At 31.9% G+C, this 26832-nt stretch carries 33 protein-coding genes; 8 read left to right on the top strand and 25 right to left on the bottom strand.

The annotated features are described in order from the left end of the window. Positions 1 to 75: 75 nt before the first annotated feature. The 5 genes from COJ46_RS10375 to COJ46_RS10355 form a co-directional block, all read right to left on the bottom strand. Entirely contained in the window at positions 76 to 939 is an 864-nt protein-coding gene (locus tag COJ46_RS10375; protein WP_098565897.1) for a VOC family protein, read from the bottom strand. Further along, complete coding sequence (locus COJ46_RS10370; RefSeq protein WP_097974217.1) at positions 936 to 1295, bottom strand: DoxX family protein; 360 nt, start codon at positions 1293 to 1295, stop codon at positions 936 to 938. Before COJ46_RS10370 ends, COJ46_RS10375 begins: the two co-directional genes overlap by 4 nt. 331 nt (positions 1296 to 1626) lie before the next feature. Continuing rightward, a complete protein-coding gene (locus COJ46_RS10365) occupies positions 1627 to 1950 on the bottom strand; it encodes a hypothetical protein (protein WP_098565896.1) in 324 nt (107 codons plus the stop codon). Between the two features lie 457 nt (positions 1951 to 2407). Next, the gene (locus COJ46_RS10360) at positions 2408 to 2857 is read right to left on the bottom strand and encodes an RrF2 family transcriptional regulator (RefSeq protein ID WP_176522453.1); all 450 of its coding nucleotides are present in this window, start codon (positions 2855 to 2857) and stop codon (positions 2408 to 2410) included. Between the two features lie 172 nt (positions 2858 to 3029). Beyond that, the gene (locus COJ46_RS10355) at positions 3030 to 3233 is read right to left on the bottom strand and encodes an alpha/beta-type small acid-soluble spore protein (RefSeq protein ID WP_097974212.1); all 204 of its coding nucleotides are present in this window, start codon (positions 3231 to 3233) and stop codon (positions 3030 to 3032) included. A gap of 296 nt (positions 3234 to 3529) precedes the next feature. Here COJ46_RS10355 and COJ46_RS10350 point away from each other — a divergent pair, with 296 nt between their 5' ends. Beyond that, positions 3530 to 4564: an LLM class flavin-dependent oxidoreductase gene (locus COJ46_RS10350; RefSeq protein WP_286145503.1), complete on the top strand. Its 1035-nt coding sequence runs from the start codon at positions 3530 to 3532 to the stop codon at positions 4562 to 4564. A gap of 58 nt (positions 4565 to 4622) precedes the next feature. Here the strand turns inward: COJ46_RS10350 and COJ46_RS10345 are convergent, their stop codons facing one another. From COJ46_RS10345 to COJ46_RS10335, 3 genes are all read right to left on the bottom strand, one after another. Next, positions 4623 to 5078 carry an SRPBCC family protein gene (locus tag COJ46_RS10345; RefSeq protein WP_098565895.1) on the bottom strand — a complete coding sequence of 152 codons (456 nt, stop codon included), beginning with the start codon at positions 5076 to 5078 and terminating at the stop codon, positions 4623 to 4625. A 141-nt stretch (positions 5079 to 5219) separates the two neighbouring features. Continuing rightward, positions 5220 to 5648 (bottom strand): DUF4395 domain-containing protein, encoded by a 429-nt coding sequence (locus COJ46_RS10340; protein ID WP_097974208.1) that lies wholly within the window; start codon positions 5646 to 5648, stop codon positions 5220 to 5222. Between the two features lie 275 nt (positions 5649 to 5923). Continuing rightward, on the bottom strand, positions 5924 to 6850 hold the full coding sequence (locus COJ46_RS10335; RefSeq protein ID WP_097974207.1) for a helix-turn-helix transcriptional regulator: 927 nt from the start codon (positions 6848 to 6850) through the stop codon (positions 5924 to 5926). Between the two features lie 167 nt (positions 6851 to 7017). Between COJ46_RS10335 and COJ46_RS10330 the strand changes: the two genes are divergently transcribed. After that, positions 7018 to 7476 carry a VOC family protein gene (locus COJ46_RS10330; protein ID WP_097974205.1) on the top strand — a complete coding sequence of 153 codons (459 nt, stop codon included), beginning with the start codon at positions 7018 to 7020 and terminating at the stop codon, positions 7474 to 7476. 71 nt (positions 7477 to 7547) lie between these two features. Here COJ46_RS10330 and arsC read toward each other — a convergent pair whose 3' ends face one another. The 5 genes from arsC to cdaS form a co-directional block, all read right to left on the bottom strand. After that, positions 7548 to 7955, bottom strand: a complete 408-nt coding sequence (arsC, locus tag COJ46_RS10325) for an arsenate reductase (thioredoxin) (protein ID WP_097974203.1) — start codon at positions 7953 to 7955, stop codon at positions 7548 to 7550. Between the two features lie 23 nt (positions 7956 to 7978). Then, positions 7979 to 9022 carry an ACR3 family arsenite efflux transporter gene (arsB, locus tag COJ46_RS10320; protein ID WP_097974201.1) on the bottom strand — a complete coding sequence of 348 codons (1044 nt, stop codon included), beginning with the start codon at positions 9020 to 9022 and terminating at the stop codon, positions 7979 to 7981. A 19-nt stretch (positions 9023 to 9041) separates the two neighbouring features. Beyond that, positions 9042 to 9443: an ArsI/CadI family heavy metal resistance metalloenzyme gene (locus COJ46_RS10315; RefSeq protein WP_097974200.1), complete on the bottom strand. Its 402-nt coding sequence runs from the start codon at positions 9441 to 9443 to the stop codon at positions 9042 to 9044. 58 nt (positions 9444 to 9501) lie between these two features. Then, positions 9502 to 9819 carry an ArsR/SmtB family transcription factor gene (locus tag COJ46_RS10310; protein ID WP_097974317.1) on the bottom strand — a complete coding sequence of 106 codons (318 nt, stop codon included), beginning with the start codon at positions 9817 to 9819 and terminating at the stop codon, positions 9502 to 9504. 178 nt (positions 9820 to 9997) lie between these two features. After that, positions 9998 to 10624 carry a sporulation-specific diadenylate cyclase CdaS gene (cdaS, locus tag COJ46_RS10305; protein ID WP_097974198.1) on the bottom strand — a complete coding sequence of 209 codons (627 nt, stop codon included), beginning with the start codon at positions 10622 to 10624 and terminating at the stop codon, positions 9998 to 10000. A gap of 378 nt (positions 10625 to 11002) precedes the next feature. Here cdaS and COJ46_RS10300 point away from each other — a divergent pair, with 378 nt between their 5' ends. Then, positions 11003 to 11323 (top strand): hypothetical protein, encoded by a 321-nt coding sequence (locus COJ46_RS10300; protein WP_097974196.1) that lies wholly within the window; start codon positions 11003 to 11005, stop codon positions 11321 to 11323. A 12-nt stretch (positions 11324 to 11335) separates the two neighbouring features. On the opposite strand, the gene COJ46_RS24460 is transcribed toward COJ46_RS10300, so the two are convergent. From COJ46_RS24460 to nagZ, 3 genes are all read right to left on the bottom strand, one after another. Then, positions 11336 to 11497 carry a hypothetical protein gene (locus COJ46_RS24460; protein ID WP_176522452.1) on the bottom strand — a complete coding sequence of 54 codons (162 nt, stop codon included), beginning with the start codon at positions 11495 to 11497 and terminating at the stop codon, positions 11336 to 11338. A 78-nt stretch (positions 11498 to 11575) separates the two neighbouring features. Then, complete coding sequence (locus COJ46_RS10295; protein WP_097974194.1) at positions 11576 to 11812, bottom strand: hypothetical protein; 237 nt, start codon at positions 11810 to 11812, stop codon at positions 11576 to 11578. A gap of 104 nt (positions 11813 to 11916) precedes the next feature. Further along, positions 11917 to 13566: a beta-N-acetylhexosaminidase gene (nagZ, locus tag COJ46_RS10290; RefSeq protein WP_141437759.1), complete on the bottom strand. Its 1650-nt coding sequence runs from the start codon at positions 13564 to 13566 to the stop codon at positions 11917 to 11919. A 188-nt stretch (positions 13567 to 13754) separates the two neighbouring features. Between nagZ and COJ46_RS10285 the strand changes: the two genes are divergently transcribed. Next, a complete protein-coding gene (locus COJ46_RS10285; protein ID WP_286133446.1) occupies positions 13755 to 14672 on the top strand; it encodes an alpha/beta hydrolase in 918 nt (305 codons plus the stop codon). A 189-nt stretch (positions 14673 to 14861) separates the two neighbouring features. After that, positions 14862 to 15818, top strand: coding sequence for a hypothetical protein (locus COJ46_RS10280; protein ID WP_097974190.1), 957 nt, complete (start codon positions 14862 to 14864; stop codon positions 15816 to 15818). Here COJ46_RS10280 and COJ46_RS10275 read toward each other — a convergent pair. The 4 genes from COJ46_RS10275 to COJ46_RS10260 all read right to left on the bottom strand — a co-directional run bounded on the left by COJ46_RS10275 (position 15805) and on the right by COJ46_RS10260 (position 18942). Then, a complete protein-coding gene (locus tag COJ46_RS10275) occupies positions 15805 to 16032 on the bottom strand; it encodes a hypothetical protein (protein ID WP_097974188.1) in 228 nt (75 codons plus the stop codon). The genes COJ46_RS10280 and COJ46_RS10275 overlap by 14 nt on opposite strands. 72 nt (positions 16033 to 16104) lie before the next feature. Beyond that, the gene (locus COJ46_RS10270) at positions 16105 to 16392 is read right to left on the bottom strand and encodes a hypothetical protein (protein ID WP_097974186.1); all 288 of its coding nucleotides are present in this window, start codon (positions 16390 to 16392) and stop codon (positions 16105 to 16107) included. 154 nt (positions 16393 to 16546) lie between these two features. Next, positions 16547 to 17566: a helix-turn-helix domain-containing protein gene (locus tag COJ46_RS10265; protein ID WP_097974184.1), complete on the bottom strand. Its 1020-nt coding sequence runs from the start codon at positions 17564 to 17566 to the stop codon at positions 16547 to 16549. An 809-nt stretch (positions 17567 to 18375) separates the two neighbouring features. Next, positions 18376 to 18942 (bottom strand): DUF1643 domain-containing protein, encoded by a 567-nt coding sequence (locus COJ46_RS10260; RefSeq protein WP_097974182.1) that lies wholly within the window; start codon positions 18940 to 18942, stop codon positions 18376 to 18378. 213 nt (positions 18943 to 19155) lie between these two features. Between COJ46_RS10260 and COJ46_RS10255 the strand changes: the two genes are divergently transcribed. Then, entirely contained in the window at positions 19156 to 19944 is a 789-nt protein-coding gene (locus COJ46_RS10255; RefSeq protein WP_097974180.1) for an HAD family hydrolase, read from the top strand. Positions 19945 to 20460: 516 nt separating this feature from the next. Further along, complete coding sequence (locus COJ46_RS10250; RefSeq protein ID WP_097974178.1) at positions 20461 to 21027, top strand: hypothetical protein; 567 nt, start codon at positions 20461 to 20463, stop codon at positions 21025 to 21027. A gap of 55 nt (positions 21028 to 21082) precedes the next feature. Here the strand turns inward: COJ46_RS10250 and megL are convergent, their stop codons facing one another. The 4 genes from megL to COJ46_RS10230 form a co-directional block, all read right to left on the bottom strand. Beyond that, on the bottom strand, positions 21083 to 22279 hold the full coding sequence (gene megL, locus COJ46_RS10245; RefSeq protein WP_098565894.1) for a methionine gamma-lyase: 1197 nt from the start codon (positions 22277 to 22279) through the stop codon (positions 21083 to 21085). A gap of 415 nt (positions 22280 to 22694) precedes the next feature. Further along, positions 22695 to 22826, bottom strand: coding sequence for a hypothetical protein (locus COJ46_RS24985; protein ID WP_282439847.1), 132 nt, complete (start codon positions 22824 to 22826; stop codon positions 22695 to 22697). 550 nt (positions 22827 to 23376) lie between these two features. Beyond that, the gene (locus tag COJ46_RS10235; protein ID WP_097974173.1) at positions 23377 to 24045 is read right to left on the bottom strand and encodes a response regulator; all 669 of its coding nucleotides are present in this window, start codon (positions 24043 to 24045) and stop codon (positions 23377 to 23379) included. A gap of 20 nt (positions 24046 to 24065) precedes the next feature. Then, positions 24066 to 25205, bottom strand: a complete 1140-nt coding sequence (locus tag COJ46_RS10230) for a sensor histidine kinase (protein ID WP_097974171.1) — start codon at positions 25203 to 25205, stop codon at positions 24066 to 24068. 183 nt (positions 25206 to 25388) lie between these two features. Between COJ46_RS10230 and COJ46_RS10225 the strand changes: the two genes are divergently transcribed. Next, a complete protein-coding gene (locus COJ46_RS10225; protein ID WP_097974170.1) occupies positions 25389 to 25934 on the top strand; it encodes a CcdC protein domain-containing protein in 546 nt (181 codons plus the stop codon). Between the two features lie 65 nt (positions 25935 to 25999). Here the strand turns inward: COJ46_RS10225 and COJ46_RS10220 are convergent, their stop codons facing one another. After that, entirely contained in the window at positions 26000 to 26698 is a 699-nt protein-coding gene (locus COJ46_RS10220) for an aspartate/glutamate racemase family protein (protein WP_097974168.1), read from the bottom strand. Positions 26699 to 26832 lie beyond the last annotated feature (134 nt).

Genomic DNA, 26832 nt, shown 5'->3' with positions numbered 1-26832 from the left:
TCCGCTCCTCACCAGACTTCACGCCTCGAAAGACAAGCGCTTGCAATCAGTCTGATACTCATATTTTTTGTATTTTTATTTTTCATTACCAACTAATAGTTGGATTGTTATGCCTGAAGGGTCCTTCGTAAATATAACGCCATTTTCTTCAAAAACAAAAGCTCCCATATTCTTTAAACGATTTACTACCACCGATTTTTCTTCTTCACTCGGATATAACAACGTAAAATTCTTTAATCCTGCACTGCTATCAGAAGGAGCAACTCCTCCTGCGCTATGCCAAGTATTTAAACCGATGTGATGATGATAACGTCCAGTTGAAATAAATAATGCCTGGCTTCCATATTTCGTTACAACATCAAATCCAAGCCCTTCACAATAAAACTTCTCTGTGCTATTTAAATCAGATACTTGTAAATGGATATGCCCCATAATTGTTCCTTTTGGTAGTCCAGTAAAAGCTTCATTCTCAGCAAGTGCCAAAAGCCCTTCTACATCTAATCGTTTACTATCCATAACGACATACTCATTATGCCATTGCCAATTCTCCGATGGACGATCTGTATAAATTTCAATACCATTCATATCTGGATCCGCTAAATAGATTGCTTCACTGACTAAATGATCCGAACCACCTTGAAGTGGATTTCTAGTTTCAATCAGATGCTTAAGCACGATCCCTAAATCTTTTCGAGTAGGTACTAATAAAGCAAAATGATACAATCCTGTATTTTGCTCATTTCTAGGTGTAACATTGGCTGGCTGCTCTAATTTAATTAAAACATTTACTCCATCCGCTGTTAAACTGGCATTTGTAGTTGAATGGTCCAAAACATTTAAACCGATAACCTCTTGGTAAAACGCTAATGAACGCTCTAAATTTGCAACTTTTAATTCAACTGTTGGAGCATAAACCTTTGGCTTTTGATGAAAATTCATTTTAATTTACCTCCTCTAGAAAATAGTACAATTAATGTTAACACTAACAGAACGAATGGAGCCATTGCAACACCCATGCCTTGACCCGCATGTAAATGAGTAAATACAGCGCCTACCATAATAATTGCTAATCCAACTGAAGCAAGCTTACCTATTATCAACTTCCAATAACCAACTAATAAACCAATTGCACCTAACACCTCAAACGAACCAATCGTATACATCATCCCTTTTGAATAACCATAAACCTCTTTAAAATCATGTAACATCTGAGTATTGCCACTTAATTTCACAAATCCAGACAGTAGAAATGCAATAATTAAAATCCCTTGAATAATGCGCGTAAACCATTTCATTTAAAAATCTCTCCCTTTTTTGTTTGTTTTTTACTGAACTTGTATTAAGTACAGTTAATTTTAGAGTTTTTTTACTGAATTTTACTGTTCTTAGTTCAGAGACAGTAATACTTAAAAAAATAGTGTGTTAATATTAGTTGGTTACTTTTTGTAAGTGCATTTGATTAAGTACAGTATATGCGCTAACTGTTCTCATTTCAAGTGCATTTTTTGAATTTTAATTAATTATGTACTTAAAGCTAAAATATTGAGGCTTGTTGAAATCCGTTGGGAGAACTAAATTTGTCAAAACATATAGTTGTTTTATCAAACTATCTACCTTGTAAAAAAATTAGTTATTTATATCTCCTGTTTCTATCTTCTTGTTTAAAACTATATAATCATTTCTGCTAAAAGAGATCGTAACTCTATCCAATCGATCCCCATTAGGATATAAAAATAATTGTTGATTGAACTTTATACCTAAAGGTACAACTGTTTGATAAATAAGATTTAATATTTTAAAACTGTCTAGATCTACTCCTTCTTTCAATTGATTTTTAACATGGATAATTACGATATCATCAATGCTTTCAAACCTAGGTTTTCGGGGAGAGATATTATTAGCTTTACAAAGCCTTTTTAATAAATTTTGATAATAATCATTTTGTTTCAAATAAAACACCTCACTTTTTATTATTTTATAAAAGCATTTTGACTCTTAACTTGTGTTTAATGACATATTTTAAGAAATGTCTTGGTCAGTTGAGATGAATTAAGAGTTCCTCATGTTATTGTTAAAGGATTATGTAATTTTTTAAATAGTTTTTTATGATGATTGACTGTTATTTGCAGATTCATTGTTTTTAATTGCAGTTTTGAAATTTTTATTTGCAGATTCTTTGTTTTTAATTGCAGTTTTGGTATTTTTATTTGCAGCTACCTTATTTTAATTGCAGTTTTGGTAATTTTAATTGTAGTTTCTTGATTTTTAATTGCAGATTTGACTATTTTATTTGCACCTCACTCGTTATTCGAAGACATGACAGCTTATATGAATCACCCCGGTTTTTATATGTAGTCCTCTATCCCAAATAAAATAAAAATATCGTACATCCAAATGTACGATATTTTCAAAGTGATTCGATCGTTTTATGACTGGCACGTCTTACAAAATCCGCCAAAGTATAGTTACATAAAAAGCCAAGTAAGTGCTCTTCTGCTTCAATTGCAAAGTCTGAAAATACGTTGTTCATTACACGTCCACTAGTACAGTCAGATGTGGATTCAATTAGTGCGGTTGATAGAGGTTCTGTCATTTGTAGAGCAATGTAGACTTGTTTTAAGGTAATTTCCTCAGGTGACTTAGCTAATAAATAGCCGCCATCTCGTCCCTCTCTTGCTTCTACTAATTTTTCTTTTACGAGGGGAGCCATGATCCTTCTCATAAATGAAACACCTGATCTAATATGTTTTGCGATTGCTTTACTTGGTGTAACCCCTTCTGTTGTTGCTAGTAAAACTAATGCCTGAATAGCAAATCCGAACCACTTAGGTGTAACGGAATTTTTACAACTTGACATCATTTATCACCATCCAGTGATATTATTATCACCCGTTTTTGTTTCCCTTGCAAGTATATAGTAGTTTTAGTCTTGTTTAAATGTAAGTAGATACCAATTTACTGGATGGATCTAGTTGTTTTTAGACAATAAAAAAAGGATAGAAACTTTGCTTTCCATCCTCATTTTTTATTTAACGAGAGTATCCGCCTAGGCTTTGTTCTGCCATTTGAACTAGACGCTTCGTAATTTCTCCACCAACTGAACCGTTAGCGCGTGAAGTTGTGTCTGGTCCTAAATGCACTCCAAATTCAGAAGCTATTTCGAACTTCATTTGCTCAATTGCTGAACTTGCATTTGGTGAAGCATATTGATTTGAAGATCTTCTGTTTGCCATGTTGTTGACTCCTTTGTCTTTTGGATGCTCTGATGTTGTTTATCAGATTAAAGATAGTATGATTCTAAAAATTTATTCTATACATTTATTTACAAATTTTTTTCTTTTTACCAAAAATACTTCTTGTTACCATATGAAGTTTTCTTGTATAAATATTTCCAAGTTCAAAAGCTTGTATTATGTCTTTAGATTTTCTATAATTTTAGCATACTGTATATAATTAAAACACAGTTTATCAAATGAAAACGTCTCGTTATTTCCATATATTGAAAATTGTTTTTTAGGAGGAAAATTTTATGATGAATAATCGTTTCCAAGATAAAGTTGCTAAGAATTTAAGTGAAATACCTTTATCTGTATTAGACTTAGCACCAGTTGTTGAAGGAAGCACTCCTGCTGATGCGTTTAAAAATAGTCTTGATTTAGCACAGCATGCTGAAAAATGGGGATATCACCGTTACTGGTTTGCCGAACATCATAATATGCCAGCAGTTGCAAGTTCAGCTACTTCAGTTGTAATTGGACATATTGCAAGTGGAACATCAACGATTCGAGTTGGTTCTGGAGGCATCATGTTACCAAATCATGCTCCATTAGTCATAGCAGAACAATTTGGTACTTTAGAATCACTACATCCAGGTCGTATTGATCTCGGATTAGGTCGTGCCCCTGGTAGTGATATGTCAACAACTAGGGCGTTACGTAGAGATTTACGCAGCCACGAAGACTTTCCTGCTCAATTAGAAGAATTACGTAATTACTTTAATCCGCCAGGTGGAATTGGCAGTTTAACAGTTCAAGCTGTACCTGGTGAAGGTTTAAATATACCAATTTGGTTACTAGGATCAAGTGGCTTTAGTGCTCAGTTAGCTGCTGAATTAGGTTTACCATTTGCATTTGCAGCGCATTTCGCACCAGACTATACAGTCCAAGCAATGCAGTTGTATCACAATAACTTTAAACCATCTGAAGTATTAGATGAACCTTATGCAATGATCGGCTTAAATGTTGTCGTTGCTGACACAGATCAAGAAGCAAAAAGACTTTTCACAACACAGCAACAATCATTTTTAAACTTAGTTCGAGGTGGTAAACCAGCTCTTTTAAAACCACCAGTTGACGATATGGACGAAATTTGGAGCCCATTTGAAAAAGAGACACTTGAAAATCAAATGAAACTATCTGCTATTGGTACAATCGAAACCGTTACTGAAAAACTACAAGCAGTATTAAATATAACAAAAGCTGATGAGATTATGGTAAATGGTTCTGTTTTCGATCATGCAGCACGTTTATATTCATATGAATTATTAAGTAAAGTATCAAAATAAATAAAAAAAGGAGAGTATTAGATGCTCTCCTTTTTTGGGATAGAAGCTTTTATTAATCCTACTCCTTTAAAGCTTCTTGTTCGACTCTTTCTAAAAATTCATGTACAGCTTTTAAATTATTCCCCTTTGGATTAGCTAGCTTTAACATTGCTCGTCCGATAAAATTCACTCCAGCATTCGTGCCTTCATAAATAAATTTTGTATGTGTATCATCGATTTTTTCTAATATAAATGTCAGATTCGTTTCAAATGCATTTGCTAAAACAAAATGGATTTGCTTTTTTTTATATGATTCAGTGTCTTCGTATGCTAAAGTTTCAACAATATAAGATTCAACACGTTTTCCTTCTCTATAACTTTGCTGATGCTTTGCACCTACTTCGTTTTCGCTTTTATCGATTAAATTATGTTCTTCAACCTTTGGCATTATTTTCTTAATATTTTTATCTAAAAATAGACTCCATACTTTTTCGATATTTGTATTAATAACAATATCTTCTTTCCATTTAATCATTATTTCTATTCTTCCTTCCTGAAGCAATCTGTTTATCTATTTCGCACAATTTCAAATACTAGTCCTATTATACCGAAATATGTTTTCATATCATAAAAAAAGCCCTCTCATTTAATGAGAAGACTCTGATTTTTATTTAATTTACCTTAAACTTTTTCGATATTTATATTGGTTCCATTGAAAATGAATATAGCATCCAATGCAAAATCCATTGATTGCGATAAACGATGCTAATGCGACCATTATTGAAAACACATAAAATAATACGTTCCAACCAACTAATGCACCAATAAATGCTAGAGATAAGCACGTAACTGCTATTGTTTGATTAAAATTTTGTTGAGCTTTATCCTCTTGCGGATAGCTCGATGGTTTGTTTTTTAAAAAACGTTTAGCCAATTTTATAATTGGATGGAAATCAAAAAGTAATCCACTAAGTCCACTAATTAAAGGAATAAGTAGTAGCCAGTACTGACCAGTGACCCAAGTTAATATAACAGAAATAAAAATCGTCCATTGATTTGTACGAACTAAAGGTAATGGAATTGTATTTATTTTTGGATTAGACATACAGAAAACCAACCTTTCGTATCGGAATAATTAAGTATAATCATAATATGATTTCAAAAACAATACAATCCATAAAATCTGAAAAAGTAAAATTATTATTAAACAAATGGCTCTAATAAATTTAAATGTTGATTTTTGAACTAAAAAAAGGTTGTCTAATTTGACGACCTTTAGGAACTCTTATTCAACTAAAGCATTACGTTAATTGCTTAAACCTTGTTCTTTTTCAATTTTGTATGCATTTTGCCTATCAAAAATTTGATTGAACCCTTCGATTAAATATTTTCTAGAATATCTCTATAATATTGTCTTAAAGATTCCTTTAAATTTGTAGGCTCTATGATCTTTACAGTTTTTCCTAATCTGGCAAGATATTTATTGATAAAGCCAAGTTCATTTGGCTCATATGTACCAATAATATATGAATTTTCCAACTCGTAGATTAATTCCATGGATGGATAATGTTCCTGTTGAAATAATTCTATTCCTGCTTGATTAATCAACCATTTAAATTGTATTGCATTTTCTGACGGCTTCCAAAGTGAATGCGAATTTTGCTTAGTAATTTCCTTTAATTCCTCCAAAGGTTGTATGGTTGTTATTTCAGCTGAAGTGATTCGATCACAGCGAAAAACACGGTAAGCTGTTTTATCTATATCATATGCTTGACAATACCAATAACCCTTCATTACGTATATAGCAATCGGGTGAATTGTCCGAAAGCTGTTTTGATATGTTATTTTTAATACAATATTTTGAACAGCTGCCATTAATAATATTTCTAAATGTATGCTTTCTTTGATTTGAACAGTGTGTTGAAAGGATACGCGATTTTGCATCAGCTCAATTTCTTTTTTTTGCCATTCCGACAGTACATTTATGAACTTTTCATGAATTGTACGATAGGATACTTGAAAAGGTAAATTTGAAAAGCTTTGGAGTGCTTGCATTGCAAAGTAAAGAGCAAGGATTTCTTGATTATTAAAATAAATTGGTGGAAGCTTCATTTGATTAAGTAAGCGATATCCCCCATAACGACCATATTCTGCGTAAATTGGAGCTCCTATTTCTTCTAAGGAAGCTACATCTCTAAGTGCTGTCCTTTTTGAAATCTGAAATTCCTGCATTAAATCTTGAAGTGTAAAATGCTGTTTTTGATTGATGAACCGAAGTATTTGATTTATTCGTTCTGATTTTTTCATAAAAACACCTCTTAATGGTGCCTAGATTTGTCACCTTTAGGCACTACACTAGTAAGTGTAATCAATATTGATGTAGGAAACAATACAGTCTCATTTTATATTGGATTACTAACTTGACCAAAGATTTAAACAGGCATATTACACTAAAATCTAAGGAGTTGTTTAATTTGACAGTACAATTGAATTCATTTTTGATGATGGATGGGAATGCAAAGGAAGCTATTGAATTTTACAAGGAATCACTCGATGCAAATCTTTTATTTTGTCAATCATTTGGGGATGTACCAGAAGATCCTAAATCCCCTCTACCAGAAAATTTGAAGGATTTAGTAGCACACGCAATATTAAAAATCGGCGAGACCAATATCATGATTGCTGATCTGTTTCCAGGTTTACAATATCGAAACGGGAACAATGTTAACATCTGTATTACTACTAATGAAATAGATAAAACAAATAAGTTTTACGAATTGTTGAAACAAGATGGTCAAGTGGTAATGCCACTGAAACAAGTTCATTTTAGTCCTGCCTACGCTATTGTAACTGACAAATTCGGTATTACCTTTCAAATTTTCACAGCACGATCAGAAGAGGCTGTAAAAAGAGGTCATCAAAAAGAAAATTGACCGTTTTCCCTATTGACGCTTTTATATTTCAACACTCTGAAAAAAACCTTCTATGATAGAAGGTTCTTTTTCTATTCTCCAGTTTCAGCAAACTGTTTAATACGAAGTCCAATTTGATCACGAACTCTTTGGAATACACTCCATTCTTGACCTGCTGGGTCATCGAATCCCCAATGAACACGTTTCACATGCGGTGGTGTTACTGGACATACATCATTCGCATGACCACATAAAGTCACCACTAAATCTGCATTGTTTAAGATGTTAGTATTGATTACATCTGAAGTTTGATTTCGGATATCGATGTTAACTTCATCCATTGCTTTAATTGCATTTGGATTCACACCGTGTGCTTCGATCCCAGCTGATAAGACATTCCATTCATTTCCTAAATATTGTTTCCCCCAAGCTTCTGCCATTTGGCTACGGCAGGAGTTTCCAGTACATAAGAAGTAAATTGTTTTTTTGTTATCTGCCATGAGTATTCCACCTCTGTTTAAATTTAGATTGTTGTTTCTTTTGCAAAATATTTTCTTCTCATCCACAACGCTGCGTTAACCAATGCAATCATTACGGGTACTTCAACCAATGGACCAATTACTGCAGCAAATGCTGCCCCTGAATTAATTCCAAACACTCCAACTGCAACTGCAATTGCTAATTCAAAGTTATTACTTCCAGCTGTGAAAGCTAAAGTTGTTGAAACTCCATAACTTGCTCCCGATTTCTTCCCTAAGAAGAAAGAAACAAAGAACATAATGATGAAATAGATTAATAAAGGAATTGCGATACGAACAACATCTAAAGGAAGTTCTACAATTACTTCTCCCTTCAATGAGAACATCACAACAATTGTAAACAATAATGCAATTAACGTAATTGGACTGATTTTAGGAATAAATTCTTTTTCATACCAATCTCTCCCTTTCGCTTTTACAAGAATTAATCTTGTAAATAGTCCTGCTAAAAATGGGATTCCTAAATAGATGAAAACCGATTTTGCAACTTCTGGCATTGTAATATCGATTGACATACCTTCTAAACCAAAAATTTTTGGTAATACAGTTACGAAGAAATATGCGTAAACTGAGAAGAAGATCATTTGGAAAATAGAGTTGAAGGCTACTAATCCAGCTGCATATTCACGGTCACCATCAGCTAAATCATTCCATACGATAACCATCGCAATGCATCGTGCTAAACCAATCATGATTAAACCAACCATATACTCTGGATAATCTCTCAAAAAGATAATTGCTAATAAAAACATTAATACTGGTCCAATTAACCAGTTTTGAATTAATGATAGAAATAATACTTTTACATCTTTAAATACTCTTCCAATTTCTTCATAACGAACTTTAGCAAGTGGCGGATACATCATTAAAATCAAACCGATAGCTAAAGGTATTGAAGTCGTTCCAACTTGTAATTTGTTTAGGCTATCTACAAATCCATGGGTTGATATGCCAAGAATTATCCCAATTGCCATTGCTACGAATATCCAAAGGGTTAAATATCTGTCTAAAAATGATAATCGTTTCATTCTCTTCTCCTTTTACACACTAACAACAAGACGTATTTTCTATTTTTTGAACTTCACTATCTGATTTTGTATAGAAGAATTCCCACTCATTTCCGTCTGGATCCGTTACCCAAAACTTATCTTGAACTGCATAACAACAAGTTGTATCCATTTCTTCACGTGCAAAGAAACCTTCTTTTTCTAGTCTTTCCTTATGGAATAATATTTCTTCAGATGTTTCAACTTGAAAACCAAAGTGATTTACTTGATTACCCTCAACTTGATCACGAACATTTAGAGTGAAATTAAGACCTGGATTTTCTAACAGAAACTTCGCATATCCTTCTTTCACTTTGACAGGTGCTAAACCGAATACCTTTTGATAAAAAGCGATTGATGCCTCTAAATTTGTTACGTTAACTCCTACATGAACATATTTCATACAGAATTCCTCCCTTAATTTATTAAATCAAAAAAATTTGATTTAATAATTAAAAAAATTAACAACAATTACTGTTACGTTTACCGCTATCTGATTTTCGGAAAATACAACAAAGCTCTTCTGAAAGCAAGTTGTTAACTTCTGTATCGTTTAAATCGTAATAGCTCCACGTACCTTTGGTCTCTTTTACTATTAGTCCAGCATCCAGTAAGATTTTCAAATGATAAGAAAGCTTTGATTGTGTCATATCGAACGCTTCCATTAAATCACATACACATGTACTACCTCTTTGGCAAAGCTCATACATGATTTCTAGACGCTTCTGATCAGCTAACGCTTTAAATTTCTGCTCATATTTCAGGAACTGTTGTATCATCTCAGTCATATGCTTACTCCTTCATCAAATTTTCTTGATGAATTTAGTATATGTTAATTTACCAAATAAATGCAATATAATAATCAAAAAAAATTGATTTATTTTAAACCTTCTAATGCAACTAAATTGCCAATTAACAGAGCCAAACAAAAAAACGATCAAAATGATCGTTTCAGTTTTAATTGATCGGTGCCCCATATTTAACAGGATATAAGCTTCCTTTATAAGCGAAAGATATATTTCCTGTTTCTTCTGATACAACTAGGGCAAGTGCATCGCTTTGTTCTGAAATTCCAACTGCTGCACGGTGCCTTGTTCCAAGTTTTTTATTATCGTATGTAATTTTAGAAAGAGGAAGTACATTACCTGCTGAAATGATCATGTTATTTTCAACCAGTACCGCTCCGTCATGTAACGGGCTTCCTGGATAAAAAATTGATTCTAGCAATGCTGGAGATAGTTTTGCACCGACGTGGATCCCGGAACTCATCAATTCTTCAAGTGAGTCATCTCTTTTTACAACAATTAATCCGCCATGTTTACGTTTGGATAAGTGTTGAACTGTGATTGTCAATTCATCAAAGATATCAGTATACGGCGAAAGATATGAATTTAAATAAAATGAGGCTGCATCCATTTGTAAATTATTAAAGACACGATGAATATTTTCAAATTCAGTTAAGATGCCGCATCCTTTATTTTCAATTCTTCCAATCATGCCTTCGATTTTTAAATTAAGTTGAGTTAGTGTTTTTGTTATATTTTTTCTTACAGTGGGATTTAATTGAGACTCGAATTCATCCATTTCAATTTTTCATCTCGCTTTCGAACCGAATTACCTCCACTTAAGGTTCCCAAAGTTGGCTATGTTATACCAATCATTACCATACTTGGTTTTTTCGATAACAATTGATGGTACGTAACGAACTGAGTTGGTTATCTTGCTACTACCTATGCTTCAACTTCTTTTTTAATTGCTGGATTTGATAAAGCGCTTATACATAAGCATAAGTTGTTGTATGTGGGTTACCAGAATGAAATTGGCTCCAACAGTTTTGTACCTACCAAAGTACAGGACCAACAGATTGGGGAAAATACATAAATTTAAGGCGTATAAATTTTGGAATTGTTTACCTATTAGTTATTTATACATGATATTATGAAAATGAAAGGTGGTGATATTGTGGTATGGTTTATTGTAATTGTAATTGTAATCATTGGTATAATACTTAAAATGAATAGCACTTCTAGCCATAACGAAGAAAAACATTCTCCTGAAGAAATCGTAGAAATTGCAGAAATCGAACTTAAATTCAGGTCAGAATTTGCAAAAAATAAAATGTTATTAAAGAGTGGTAGGATAACAGATAGACAATCAATGGAATGGTCAAAAAAATTATTGGAAGAACACAATGAAATTCAAAAAAGATACAATATAACAGAAGAAAAAATGTCTGAATACTATGAACTTGTCTATTCTAAATCAAGCGTGCGTTTATCATAATTAAAATTATTTTTAATCCTTAGTAAAACTAGGGATTTTTATGTAGTCCCTAAGTTCCGGACAAACTAGACCTGATAAAACAACTAGCTCTGCATGTCTTGGGACAATTGTGACATGACTATATTGTCTAACAGGTGCAGCAACAGAATCGGGATTTACTTTTTTAATTATCATTTTTATTTCCTCCTTTTTTCTTTCAAAAAACCTCAAATGTCATAAACATTTGAGGTAGTCATTTTCTATGTATACATATCATCTTAATAATTCTATTACTCTAGCTAATCCTGTAGGTGTTATTGAAATATTAAATAATGAAGCAATTTCTTTTTGATCTATATCACTCTTAATCCAAGTTAAACCGTTTATAAATCCTTGCATTTCCAATTCTATTAATGCAGGTTCGACATCATCAATTTCTACTCCTACTTCATTATGAAGCCCTTTTTCAAAGTCTGGCTCCTTTTCTTGAAGTTCATTAAAAATAGCCAATAGCATTAATCCTGCATCTGAAATCTTACTACCCAGAAAGAACACCACCTTTTTAGACTATTTATTCGACAAAAGGTGGTAATTTCCTTTTTTTGCTAATTTTTCTACTTATTTAATAATTGATTTGTTTTTTCAACGAGCTTTTGGAGATCCATTGGCTTTACTTGATGATTATCTAGTTTATATTTTTGTTTTAGTAAAATGATTCGTTTTACACTCTCGTTTATACGTTCTTCAGAAATTGTTTTGTTTTTCACGGCTGTTTCAATTTCTTTATAAACAGCTTTTACTTTGTTAGGATCATGAGCAACCATAATGATATCACTTCCAGCTAAAATGGAAGTAACTGCTGCTTTTTCTAAATTATAATTTTTTCCAATTGCATCCATCGTCATATCATCCGTCATAACCACTCCATCATATTTTAAATCATCCCTTAACATTGAAGTAATGATTATTTTAGACATCGAAGCAGGGTATTTAGGATCAATTTTTGGTAATAAAATATGAGCAACCATAACAGCATCTGCGTTTTGATTGATCGCGTCCTTAAACGGGATTAATTCCAATGATTTTAAATCAGTATACGATTTGTTTACAACTGGTAATTCTAAATGGGAATCAACTGAAGTATCACCATGCCCCGGAAAATGCTTAATAACTGGGATGATTTTCTCTGATTGAATCCCTTTCATTGTTTGGATTCCTAAATTACTTACAGTTTTTGGATTATTACTAAATGAACGATCACCAATGACCGGGTTTTTAGGATTACTATTTACATCTAAAACAGGAGCAAAGTCCATATTTAACCCAAAAGCTTGTAGCTGTTCCCCTAGTATTTGACCAATTTCAAATGAGAACCGTCCATTATTTTTCTTTCCAATTATTCCGTTTGACGGTATCTGACCAAGATTTCCTGGTAAACGTGATACCCTTCCACCTTCTTGATCAACTCCGAATAAGATCGGTAAATGATTATTTCGATTAGCAGCCTTTATTGAATTTACAAGTTTAACCGTTTGACTGTTATTCGTTAGATTTTCATTGTAAAAAATAAATCCACCAATATGATATTGTTCAACTAGTTCTTTTAAACTATTTGAGTAATTCGTTCCGTAAAAACCTGAGAAAATCATTTGACCTATTTTTTCTTGAAGTGTCATCGTACTTAAAAGCTGTTCTAGATTAGAGCCAGTACTAGGATTAAGCTGCTCAATCATTGATACTGACGTATGATGCAATGTTGGATTATTATTTTCACTAGTTGGTCTTGGTAAGATAAACTTCAGTTCCATATGATTTGGCAGTTCATAAACTAAAATAATTTGATCAACTTGTTGATCTTTATAATATTTAACCTTACTTGGCTTTTTTAATTGTTTCATAATATCGTCATAGTGAATTTTTTGTAAATTAGCATCATATGATCTAACTTCGTAAATTCGATTTTGATGATCATATCCTACTGCAAATCCTTGTTTTTGATAAGTTAAGTACGTACCATTAGCCACCTGATCTTTTTGGGTAGATTCCCCAAACTGCTCCGTTAAATCTTTTAAAGAAGTCTTTCCTACTTCTATATTTTTTTGGTCTGGAATTTTGCCTTGTTTAGCACTTGAAAGGATATTATTTAAAATTTCTTCCGTTGAAAGTTGACTCGATTGATTAGTCTCCGTCTCCGTCTCCGTTTGATGATGTGTATTTTTATTTGGATTCGATTTTGATGAATCTTGGAAAACTTTATCTTTCACAGCAAAGTAAACACTTGTACAAACAATTAACAATAGTATTAATAAAAAAATAGCTTTTTTGATAATATTCTCCTCCTTAAATATTATTTTCCCCTCTTTACTTACTTATATTTCCATTAGTTAAGTGGGCACCTTCTAACGAATTGGTGCATACGATGAGAAAGATTAACGAGGAGGGACTAATTAGCATGACCAGTAAAAAATCCCATGAAATGATTCAACCTATAAACTACAGAAATCAAAATATGAATCCAAATCAGAATAATCCTTACTATGATTATCACCAATATTGGTATAACGAATATCAATCATATCCTATTCATCAACAGCATCATTCAATTGACCAATCTGACATTTTTTATCGCCAGCATGCTCAAGCTACTTTCGTTTTGGTTCACGGCTCATGGGTTGATCCATTCTTTTGGCACGGTATAACACGAGAACTACAAAAAATGGGACATATTGTTCACACACCACAGTTACCTGGGCATGGTACAGATAAAGATAAAAATGTAAATCATGAGATGATTACAAAACAAGTTGTTCATTATATAACGTCTAATAAGCTTAATAATATTATTTTAATAGGTCACAGCTTTGGTGGTACTGTCATTCAAAAAGTCGCTGAACAGCTTCACGACCGAATTAAACGGTTAGTTTTTTGGAATGCTTTTGTTTTAAATGACGGCGAAAGCCTGGCAGATCAATTTCCACCTCAAGCACAAAAATTCCTTTTAGACTTAGCAAAACAATCGTCTGATAATACAATCAAACTACCATTTCAATACTTCCGAGATGTGTTTGTTAATTTGGCTGATATACAAACGGCACGGCAAATTTATAATGCGACAACACCTGAACCGTCAACGCCCCTTGTAGAAAAGCTAGATTTAAAAACCTTTTACCAATTATCTATTCCAAGAAGCTTTATTAATTTACAAGAAGATACAGTAGTACCTGCAGGCGAAAATTCGGGTTGGTATCCTCATATGGCTAGTAGATTAGGAGTTTATCGTTTTATACAAGGAAGTGGCGATCATATGTCAACTGCAAAAATATACCCAAGAAGAATGGCACAATTAATTGTAAATGCCTCACGAGACTAAAAATGGACTTTGCTAGTTTATGATTGTACCACTTAATTTATTTACCTTTAAGTGAAGTGGATTTTTTTAACTTCATTTAAAGGTAATTTAAATTAGATTTAATCCTATTAATATATATTTAATATTTTTGTAACATGTAATATACTAATCGTATGAAAAATTTTAATATTATATTATTAGGAGACCAAAATGAATAAGTTTAAGAAAATCGCAACTATAGCAACTGCAACAACTCTATCAGCAGGTATTCTATTAGGTATGCTACCAACAGAAACCCAAGCAGCAACTAATACTAAAGTTGTCCAAGCTCAAAATGATTTAAAAAAACAAGTAAGCTCTTATATTAAAGTACTGAACAACTTAAAAAGTGAAATCTATTATACAGATCAAGATGTTTATGATTATTATAAAGAACTTCAAACTGATGTTACTTTATTTAATAAGTACGGATATACAGGTAAAGATGAACTAGTGAAAAAAACGGCGAGCTTTAAAACAAGAATTGATAAAGCGCGAAAAGACAATGCAGCAGTAGACATGAAAAAAGTAACAGCACAGTTTAATACATATATTAAAAAAGTAGATTCAAAGGGTGCTAAAACATACTTTACAACTCAAAAAAATAAATTGATGACAATTAGAAATTACCAAAACCACACATATGATACGATTGAGTCATATGTATACGCTATCGAGGATCAAATTTTTACGGAAAATGAAATTTATATTCGTAAGCAATTACCTGCTGAATATAAAAACTATGAAACTGAATATGCTTTAGTAAATCAACACTTTTATGGGATGACATCTAAAGAACAAGAAATTATTAGCTATGCATACGATGTTCTTGATATGGATTACCCAACACATCGTCAAATCGAAAAAGATCTAGATTCTATGTTTGATCAGTATTTTAAAGATGGTTTTGATGAACTCTATGATATAGAAGATAATGAAAGCTTAGATAATGCAATTGAAAAAAGAGATGTAGCAAAAGCAAAAATTGCTCTTGTAAATGCAACTAACGTTTTTAAAAAATTTAATAATACTTACAATCAATTTGAAGCTGCGGCTGACGTATATAAAACAAATCTAACAGTTAAATTCGCTAATAAAGTAAAAAAAGCGCCTGCTACACAACAATAAGAACAGCATCTAAATAAAAACAGTCCTTTGTTTGAAAATCATCTTTTCCAAAGGACTGTTTTTTATGTTTAACTTGATTTAATTTTTCTTGTTTCGTTTTTGTTCTACGCGTATTTAAATCTAACATCGCAAATGAACTTCTACTTAATTCTGGATTTCGTTTACCTTCTCTAACTAGTTTTTCTCGTAATTTTCTTGCTTTTGATTTGCTCATTTTTTCCACCTCTTTTAACTATATTCTTCTATTATATACAAGCAATCAAAGTTTTCCACTAGCACTTCGAATTTATTTTTTTGAAATTGGAATAAAGTGATTAAATAAACCGACAACTTTTATATCCTTGTCTAAAGCCTTCACCTCGTAAACTGAAAAAAAGACATAATCTTTTTTAGTTGTAAACTTACTAATAAGTTTTTCCCCCAATAAGTCAATCCCGAAATCAAGATATTTATTTTTTGATTCTAATTTAAGTTGATCCTTTGCCCAAGTGACAAACTCTCCCTTAGACGGATTTGTTTGTGCAGAAATAATTAGACAGATTGCGAAAGCCCCGATAACAAGTAATTTTTTCATAAAGTCACCTTTTCATTATTTTTACTAATTATATGATAAAGGATATTACTGAATTGTCCAGAAAATATCCTTTTTTATTAATAAAATGTCTAGAAAAAATAAAAAAGGGTCCTAATTGCGACCCCTGAAAGTAAAAACAAGTTCATTTTGAAACTTATTTAATTACTGCATTTTTTACAATTTTTGAATCTAAAAATGGAATCACTGAAAAAATTTCATTAATGCCATGTTTTGATATAGCATCTAAAGCAAGTTCATTAAGTAGGTCACCTTCAATAAATGGACAGATTGGTGTTAATGACTTGATCCCGTTTAATTCATAACTCTTTCTTGTGCATTCATCAATTATTTCACCACTAATAAATGGTGCCACCCGAGCTAGTCCATTTATACCATTTATTTCAAACTCTTTCTTTGCACATTCATCAATTATTTCGTCACTGATAAATGCTGCCATTGATGTTATTTCTTTTATGCCATTCAACTCAAACTCTTTCCTTGCACACTCATCGATGATCTCGTCGCTAATAAATGGTGCAACCTGAGTTAATCCTTTTATTCCATTCGTTTCAAACTCTTTTTTCGCTAATTCATCAATTAACTCTTGAGATATAAATGGTGCAACTCGTGTTAATTCTTCAATTCCATTAGACTCAAACTCTTTCTTCGCAAATTCATCAATTACATCGTTACTAATATAAGGTGCGATCATTGATAATTCTTTGATTCCATTCGAATCAAATTCTTTCTTTGCACATTCATCGATTAGTTCTTCACTAACAAATGGAGCAATATCCGCTGTATCAATAATCGTAAGGTCGTTCTCAACGTTTCTAAATACTAAGTCTGCTTGATCGATATTAAGAATCGGAGCAACATTTATAAATTCTTCTTTTTCAACTTCTAACTCAATTGAAGAATCAGGATTTTCTTTTTCAATTAAATTATTAATCAACTTAACACCTTTTTCATTTCCTAAAATTTCATCAATGCTTACATTAAATATTTCAGCAAGCTCAGGTAATTTTGAAATATCAGGCATTGTCTCTCCACGTTCCCAATTACTAATTGCTTGAAAGCTAACACCTAATTGATCAGCAAGCTTCATCTGTGTAATCTTGTTTGCCTTTCTTAATTGAGCGATTTGTCTACCTACTTTTTTCATATCAAACATTTATATCACCTCTATTTAAAAGTTAATTTCATTGTATCTAGTTAATGGAATAGTTAAAATCAAGTGTTACTTGAATTGAGAAAAAATGGACTCAAGTAATACTTGAGTCCCGCTGTTGAAAAACAACCTTGTCAATTAAATTACCAAATTTTCGTAAAAGGAGTAGAGTGATGTTGATTTCCACTGCGGGGTGCTCGCTTTCCATGNNGCCTCCTCGGCAAGCCTGCGGGGTCTCAGCCTTCCCGCTTATCCCATAGGAGTCGAGCCCCCCTCCGTTACAATCAAATTATTCATCAAAAAAAGTCTGCCATAGACCCTAATCAAATAGCCTTTTACTTAGGGTAATGTAACTGTTGTATATTAATCAGCTTTTAGATCAATTAATACCGAACATTTATTAAACTAAACAATCGAATTTGTTTTTCTAATAATAGCTCATAATATGTTTAACTTCTTCTAAAAAAATCATAACTAGTGTTATTAGAATAATGAAATTGCTCAAACCTATTAAAATTTAAAACCATTAAAAGATCATACAAAAAATGCTAATTTTATCAATATTAAATGTTTACTTAAAGTCCGTTTTCCCTATTGACAATTTTATATTTCAACAATCTGATTCAAGTAATACTTGAGTTTCTAGAAAGCCGCGGCAATTTAAATAAAGTTTATTAATTTAAAGTGTAGCTTTCTGCCATGACTTAACTTAATGCTCAATTTATTATAACAATTTTTATAAATATAAGTTTGAATTTTCAATCAATAAAAAAACAACCCAAAATGAGTTGCCTTTAGAAATATCATTATGATTAATCTTTTGTAGTCCATTCGTAAAGTGCTTCAAAATTTAATTTTTCTAACCAATGTCGTTCCGCTAAAATAACTGGGTGAATCAATATATCCTTCCGATTTGAATCATCACAAAAATTATATAATTTATCTTTATAAGGTTCTAGCAGATCTAGAACTTCTTTTATTCGCCATTTAAATCGTTTACTTGAACCCCAACCTACTATAATAATGTCTGCGTTACTAATCGCTAATTTAATTGCTTCATCGTTATGTTCGCCAACTTCGCATTCTTTTCCTTTTAGCTTTGTTGAATCCGGTTCCATTAATGCAAAAAGATTTACTAGTTCTAGCGATCCGAAGTTACCTTTCTTATAATCTATAAAAAAGTTAAGACATCTCGCCAATATATAATCACTCTTTAGATGATTTGCTCGACAAGGATTAAGTAATACAAGAGTAGCTTTCTTTTTTGATTCATCCCAAGTTCTTGTAAGCGAATATCGCATTAATTTATTTTGTTTATCGAAGACCGCCTTCGTATTAATTTGCATTGAATGACAGTTTACAAAATCTTCAAATGACATATACTCACTCTTTTCATCATTAATTAAAACAAAATCAACAAGGTATTATATTCCATTTAATCGTCATTTGTACTATATTATTAATTTAAAATAAATAAACCTTGCATTGTAACTAAAAAAAAGTGAAATTTTAGTAGCTTCCTATTTACTAATTCATATTTTCCTAGTACGATAGTGGATAATTTATACAGTTCATTAGGAGGGGCTTTTTTTATGATTAAAGGTATCATTTTTGATTTGGATGACACATTACTTTGGGACCAAAAAAGCGTTCAAGTTGCATTTGAAAATACATGTAAGCTTGCTACGGAAAAATACGGTATTGATTCAGCTGAATTTGAAAATGCCGTTCGTAATGAGGCTAGAAAGCTTTATGAATCATACGATACATACGAATTCACAAAATTAATTGGCATCAATCCATTCGAAGGACTTTGGGGGAATTTTTTAGATGATCATGATCAATTTCCAAAAATGAAGGCGAATTCTCCTACCTATCGAAAAAATGCATGGACGCTTGGATTAAAAGCATTTGGAATAGATGATCCAGAATTTGGTCATTTATTAGCTGAAACATTCCCTGAAGAACGCAAAGGAAACCCTTTTGTATACGATGAAACATTTGATGTGCTTGATCGATTAAATGGACAGTATAAACTACTCTTACTAACAAACGGCTCCCCTGATTTGCAACATACGAAGCTTTCAATTACACCAAAGATTAAAGAGTATTTTGATCAAATCCTAATTTCTGGAGACTTCGGAAAAGGCAAACCTGATCCAAGTATTTTTGAACATGCCTTATCATTAATGGAACTATCAAAAGAAGAGGTCATTATGGTTGGAGATAATCTTATGACTGATATTTTAGGCTCAAGCAGAATTGGAATGAAAAACGTTTGGATTAATAGGCATCATAAAGAACGAAATGAAGTTGTACCTACATATGAAATTACTCATTTAGAAGAGCTTTATCCGATTATTGATTCTTTGAATAAGTAGGTTTTGTTAAAAAATCTAGTGGCCCATTTTTATGAGGGCTTGCTGGATTTTTTTATTGATTAGGTATTCGTTCGGAATTACTCAAGCCAGTGCAAATAAATTTCCGGAATCCAATTATAAATGGCAAATATACTATTAAAATTTCAGAATCGCAATTAAAAATTTTAGAAATGCAATTAAAAGGATGAAAAACGCAATTAAACTAAAAATATACCCATACTACGATCCGTATATCGTGCTTCTTTTCATCATAAGCTGGTGCCTTTAATTAAATTTTCAAGTGAAACCGTCTATTGAGCAAAAAAATCAAATCAAACATTCAATTTCACAACGACATTATTATAAAATATTACGATTTTGACTAGATATACCCCCTATTTATGGCAAAAATCTTAAAAATCTTTCCTTTGAAGACTGCTCGTCCTATTAATTTTTTTAACTAATGAAATTGACCGTTTCGATCTGTAGGATTCGTTTCATAAAATGTAGTATCAAATTTATGGAGGTTAACTACTATTGTCGGAACAACATGGAAGTAGCATCTCTAAAGGCACTTCACCAGAGAATAGAAGTCATATTTTAAAAAGAGCTAAGAAATTAATTGGGAAAAAGGTTTTTTTGGAGACGTTTTTATTTAATTATAGAGGAAGATTAGTTTCAATTAATGAAGACCATTCATTAAATATGATCATATTGGCATCTGATGAGGTGTTCAGACAAATTAGAATTGATTTAGCGTTGGTGATTGAAATTGGTAAATTATCTTGTAAAAGTGTTTCTTTAAGAAACGAGCAAGGCGGTTTTACAAGTGATGAGTCATGGCAGGCGAAGAGACATTATCTAACTGTATCTGAAAGTACGTCTCCTCAAACACAAAAAAGGATTAATCGTCTTGCAAAAGAGTTTAAAGGTGAAGTAGTCATCGTAAAAACACTAATTTATCATTATGTAGTATGTATTAATGAAATTCATGATTCATATATAACAGTCCATCAACTCATCGATTTTGATCCGCATTTTGCCATTGAGTTTAGGATTGATAAAAATATTATTTATGAAATTGTTGATTTTCCAATTAGCTAAAATAAAAAGTACTTTCTAAGAAAATTTTAGAAAGTACTTTTTTATCAACTCTAGATTAACAAACTGTATTGCTATTAGATTTAAGTAAAGCCTGTTGTAAGTCGGCTACGATATCTTCCCATGCTTCTAAACCAACTGACATGCGTAGCATATTTTCTGTTATACCCATTTTTTCTCGTAACTCTTTTGGAACGACTGCATGTGTCATCGTCGCCGGATGCTGTACTAATGTCTCTGTATCACCTAGACTTACTGCTATTTTTATCATTTCTAAATGGTTAATAAATTCCTGTGTTTCTTCCTTTGTCCCGTCAATAGTAAATGCGAAGACTCCTCCACCTTTTTTCATTTGCTTACTTGCAATAAAATAATTTTGACTTTTAAAATCTCCAGGGTAAAATACATTCTTTACCATTGGATGCGATTGTAAAAATGAAACAATCTTTTTTGCATTTTCACATTGACGGTCCATTCGAACTGCTAATGTCTTTAATCCTCGAAGCAGAAGCCATGCATCAAATGGTGACATAATTGCTCCTATATCTTTTCGGATGGGGATCATTCGATCAGCTAGCTCTTTTGTTTTACAAACAACAATTCCTGCAACTACATCACCATGACCACTAATATATTTCGTTGCACTATGTAGCACAATGTCACAGCCTAGTGTTAATGGCTTTTGTAAATAAGGTGAACAAAATGTATTATCAACTACTACTTTAATATTATTTTTCTTTGCAACTTCGACAACCATTTCAATATCAATGACTTTCATTGTAGGGTTGATCGGAGTTTCGATAAAGATAACTTTCGTGTTTTCTTGGATTAAGTTTTGAATTTCTTCCTCCGTATCCATTTCACAAAAGTTATGTTCAATTCCAAATTTGCTCTCTAGCATTTCTAAAAAACCATACGTACATCCGTATATGCCTTTTGAACATAAAATATGGTCTCCGGTGCTAATTAAAGAGAAAATTGTAGCAGACACAGCAGCCATACCAGAACCAAATGCTAACGCTACTTCCCCTTCTTCTAAGGCAGCCATTCGTTCTTCCAAAATCTGAACGGTTGGATTTCCTAACCTTGAATAAATAAAGTCATCTCTTTCTCCAGCAAAGGACTGTTCTCCATGTTGTGCAGTAGGAAATGTATAGGTAGACGTATGAAATAATGGAGGAGTTAAACTCCCGTTAAACTCACTAGTTTTGTAGCCTTCGTGAATCAACTTTGTATCAAACTGATTTTTCTTCATTTCTAATTAGCCTCCTTAATTAAGTGCATGTTGATCAAACGTTAATTAAAGCAAAAAACTAAAATGAAAGCCCTTACAAAATATTCACTTAGACTACTTCTATATATAGGAAAGTAATACCTTTTAAGAGGTCATACTATAGGTGAAATTACATGCTCTTAATCCAAAATAAGACTTTAATTCAAAATAGAAAGTATCAAAATAATCAAATATGCATTGGTCCTTACTATTTATTCACTGAAATTCCCTACCTGACTTTTTCCCTATTAATATTCCGAAATACTCAGACAGAAATTATCAAAAAAAGAATCATCCTCTTTAACAAGGTTGATTCTTTTATCTTAATCGATCATGAAAAAAAGCACTTTCTAAAAATCTAGAAAGTACTTTTTTATTTTTAAATATTCTTATTTCGTTAATCTTCTAACCACTTCAGAATTTCATCAATTCCAATCGCTTCTTCAACTTCTGGAAATTTCTTAATAAAATTTAAATCGGTATCATTTGGTATCAATTCATCAAATTCGTTTGGATCATGGAAGCTCATTGACTACACCTCTTTAGTAAATTTTATTTAATTTTCGTATTGTTAACAAACTTACTTAATAAAATACATATCCTATTTTCAATGAAAAAAGTACTTCGATTAACGAATGAATTAGTAATTATAATAGTTCGTAGTTTTTTTATTTTTTCCTCTTTTTTTCATAAAAAAACTTGTACAAAATAGTTCAGTGTCTAGAACAAACTCTTGCTTTCGACCATTTAATATAATATCTATTTCATTAGATGTATTTTATGATCACATTTATTACCGAGTCTATGTAACGAAGATTTTCTACAACATTTTATTACTGATTATAAAGTCATCCCTATAATTACTTCTTCTAACCTTAAATTTAAACTAAAATTAGCACTTTTCAATTCGAAACTTCTTCTCCTAAACTTTCCTTTCCACTTATTCCCCGAATTGATTTTAAAAGTAATACAAGCTATTATGAAAAATTTCATTTATGTAGATCTCGGTCCAAATAAGGTAGGTGTTATTTCAGATAGAAATAACATCTACTTTTTATTTACTTTCCTAAACTTCCTTCTTACTTCACCATTCCATTCCTAAGTGCAGTTACGACTACTTGTGTTCGGTCCTCACAGCCAAATTTTTGTAATATACGATGGACATGAGATTTTACAGTACCTTCCGTTATAAATAATTTCTTACCGATTTGATCATTTCGAAGTCCATAGGCCATTTCTTGGAGGATTTCTTGTTCGCGATCCGTTAGTTTTTCGATTAGTATTGATTCACCTTTTTTACTTGGAACGGCAAATCCAGAAACAATCGCTCTAGAAAGTGCATTTGCTGCAAGGGTTGTTTTAAAAATAGCTTCACCCCGATAGGCTAAGCGAATCGCATCAAGCATTTCTTCAACTTCAGCATCCTTTAATAAAAATCCTACAGCTCCTGAGCGAATTCCTTGGTAAATATATTCTTGATCATCAAATGTAGTTAAAATAACTATTTTCGTTGTAGGTAATTGGTTCATTATTTCTTTTGTAGCATCTATTCCTGAAAGATTTGGCATTTGTATATCCATCAGAATGACATCTGGGAGTTTTTCTTTTGCTAGCTTAATTGCTTCTATTCCGTCGGATGCCTCACCAATTAAGTTCAGATCATCTTGTAGATTGATTACATAACTAAAGCCTTGCCTAATCATCGTTTGGTCATCAACTAGTAAGACCTTTATTTTTTCATTTGACATATTTTTCACCCTTTCCTTCGTCACAATGGTATTTTTGCAACGATTTCAAAGCCATGTGGAAAAATAATTGAATAGGAAAGACTACCATTCATTTTCTCTAGTCTTTCTCTCATTGATTTTAAACCAAATCCTTCACTAATTTTTTGAGCATTTTCTAAATCCCCATTATCCCTTATGGTCATATTGATGACATCAGCTTCCTTTTTCAGTACAACATCTAGTTTTGTAGCTTGAGAATGACGTATAACATTCGTAATTGATTCTTGTAAAATTCTAAACAGTATTTTGTATACCTCGACGTCTAATTCAACATCACCAATCTCCGCTTTAAAGGAATATTGAATAGTTGATGAGGACTCCATATGTGTCAGTAATGTTTCTAATGTGCCAATTGCAGAGTGAGGAAGATCATCAGCAAGAGAATGAACAGATTTTCGTATATCATCTAAGCCCTTTCGAGCAACTACTAACATATCCTTTAAACTTTGTTCGGCTTGATTTGGATCCTTTTTTATCATATATTGTACGGCTTGAATTTGAACGATGATTGAAGTCAAACTATGTCCCACGGCATCATGAATATCTCTTGCAATTCGATTTCGCTCTTCTAAAATTGCATTTTGCATAACAGTCGAAGACGCTTCTTGTAATTGACTATACGCTTTTTCTAAATTAACGACATGTTGTTTATTCAATTCATACATTTCATTTCGCTGCATTCTACTTCTAATATTTAAATAAATAATAATTGAAATCAAAATATAGGTTAAAACGTTTAATAAATCTTGATGTCCGAATCTCGTATAGATTAAGGCAATGACAATCATTACGATCATTGATGTAATTGGAGTCCTCGATAAAGAGGACCGAATAATCGTTACGTGAAACATAAATGCTAAAAAATACAGCACATTTACTTCTTTAAATAGTATTAATCCTACCAACGCTTCAATCACCATAATACTAAAAGCAAGAACTAAATGAACATTTGACCATTTATCTTTAGGAATCAATAAAATACATGTTAAAGTAACCCAAATAGTTAAATAAAGTGCTGTTTTAACAGGTGGTCCACTAAATAACTTCCCGGTGCTCATGAAAATTAAAATAATAGTAGCACCTAAGATTGGTCTTAATAAGAAGACTTTGTTCTCCTTCAAAATAAACTTACTCCTCTCATTTACCCTTTAAAAAATTCACTTTTAATTTTAATCAATATTCTTCCTGTTTTCCTCTATCTCTAGTTATAGACTTTATGAATAAATTTCTATCTAATAGAAGTCGATTCAAAATTAATAAAAGAATATCATATGAACATACAATACAAATTAAGGAGAAAAACAATGAATCAACAATATATTTTTATTGGCATTATTCTTTTACTTTTAGTTTATCGCATCTTTAAAAGGTTCCGCCGAAGTATCGGATGGCAGCAATTGAATAAGAAGAGAATACTCACAAGTACAGTGATTTTCTTTATAATTGGAGCATTAATACTATTTCAAGGTGGTTTAAAACCAATTATTTTAACTTCAGATGTTGCAGGTATTTTAATCGGAATTGGGCTTGCTTATTTCGCTTCAATCAAAACAAATTTTGAAAATCGAAATGGTGCATGGTTCTATCATACTAATATTTGGATTAGCGGTACTGTTACACTACTATTCTTCGGTCGCTTAGTTTATCGAATTTATGATATTTATTCAATTGAAAAACTAAATGGATTACAAAATGATGTTTTAACTAATAGATTACAAAGCATGGCTTCTGGATGGTCTGCTGGGCTAATGCTAATCATGTTTGCCTATTATATTGTCTTCAATTTATATATGATACGAAAAGAGAAAACACTTGCTCAAGCAAACAACGATTTCCCTATTGAAGGTTAATTGTTCTAAATCGTGAAATACGAAAACCCACAAGGAAATTTTTTATACCTTGTGGGTTTCTTTTATTATTGAATACCTAAAGCAAAATCCACAGCACTTTCTGCATGAATTCTTGTTGTATCAAAGAAAGGGATCCTGCAATTTTCCTGAGAGATTAACATCGTTATTTCAGTACATCCCAAAATAACCGCTTCCGCTCCGTGTTCAATTAAATGATCGATTATGTTTAAATAAACTTGCTTAGATTCCTCTTTTATAATTCCAAGACAAAGTTCCTCATAAATAATAGTATGTATTCGTTTTCTTTCAGCCTCATTTGGGACAATCACATCTAAACCAAACTGCTCAATTAATCTTCCTTTATAAAAATCATGCTCCATTGTAAATGCTGTGCCTAACAAAGCAACTTTTTTAATCCCATTATTAACAATGTCTTTAGCAGTTGCATCAGCAATATGTAATAAAGGAATTTTGACTGATTCTTCAACTTCCTTGGCCATCTTATGCATTGTATTCGTACAAATAACAAGACAATCTGCCCCACTTGTCTCCAGCTTTTTAGCAATTTCAATCATAATTTTCGTTAACTCTTCCCATCGATCCTCAAACTGAAGCGTTTTAATTTCTTGAAAATCGACTGAATACAGTAAGCTTTTTGCGGAGTGATGACCACCAAGCTTTTCATTCACACGTTCGTTCATAATTTGATAATACAGTAACGAAGACTCCCAACTCATACCACCGATCAGTCCGATTGTTTTCATCAACATTCAACTCCAATTTCTCTTTAAATTTATACTCATCTGTACATCAAAAAAATTCAAGACATATTATTATCTCTTAGTTTAACAAGGAAATTTATTTAGAACTATAGAATAGTTTAAGCACAATATTATGA

This window comes from Bacillus sp. AFS077874 (genome assembly GCF_002566505.1).
In the GTDB taxonomy this organism is placed as follows: domain Bacteria; phylum Bacillota; class Bacilli; order Bacillales; family Bacillaceae_G; genus Gottfriedia.
Note: the sequence above shows the minus strand (reverse complement) of the source record. Positions and strands in the feature narration are given on the sequence as shown.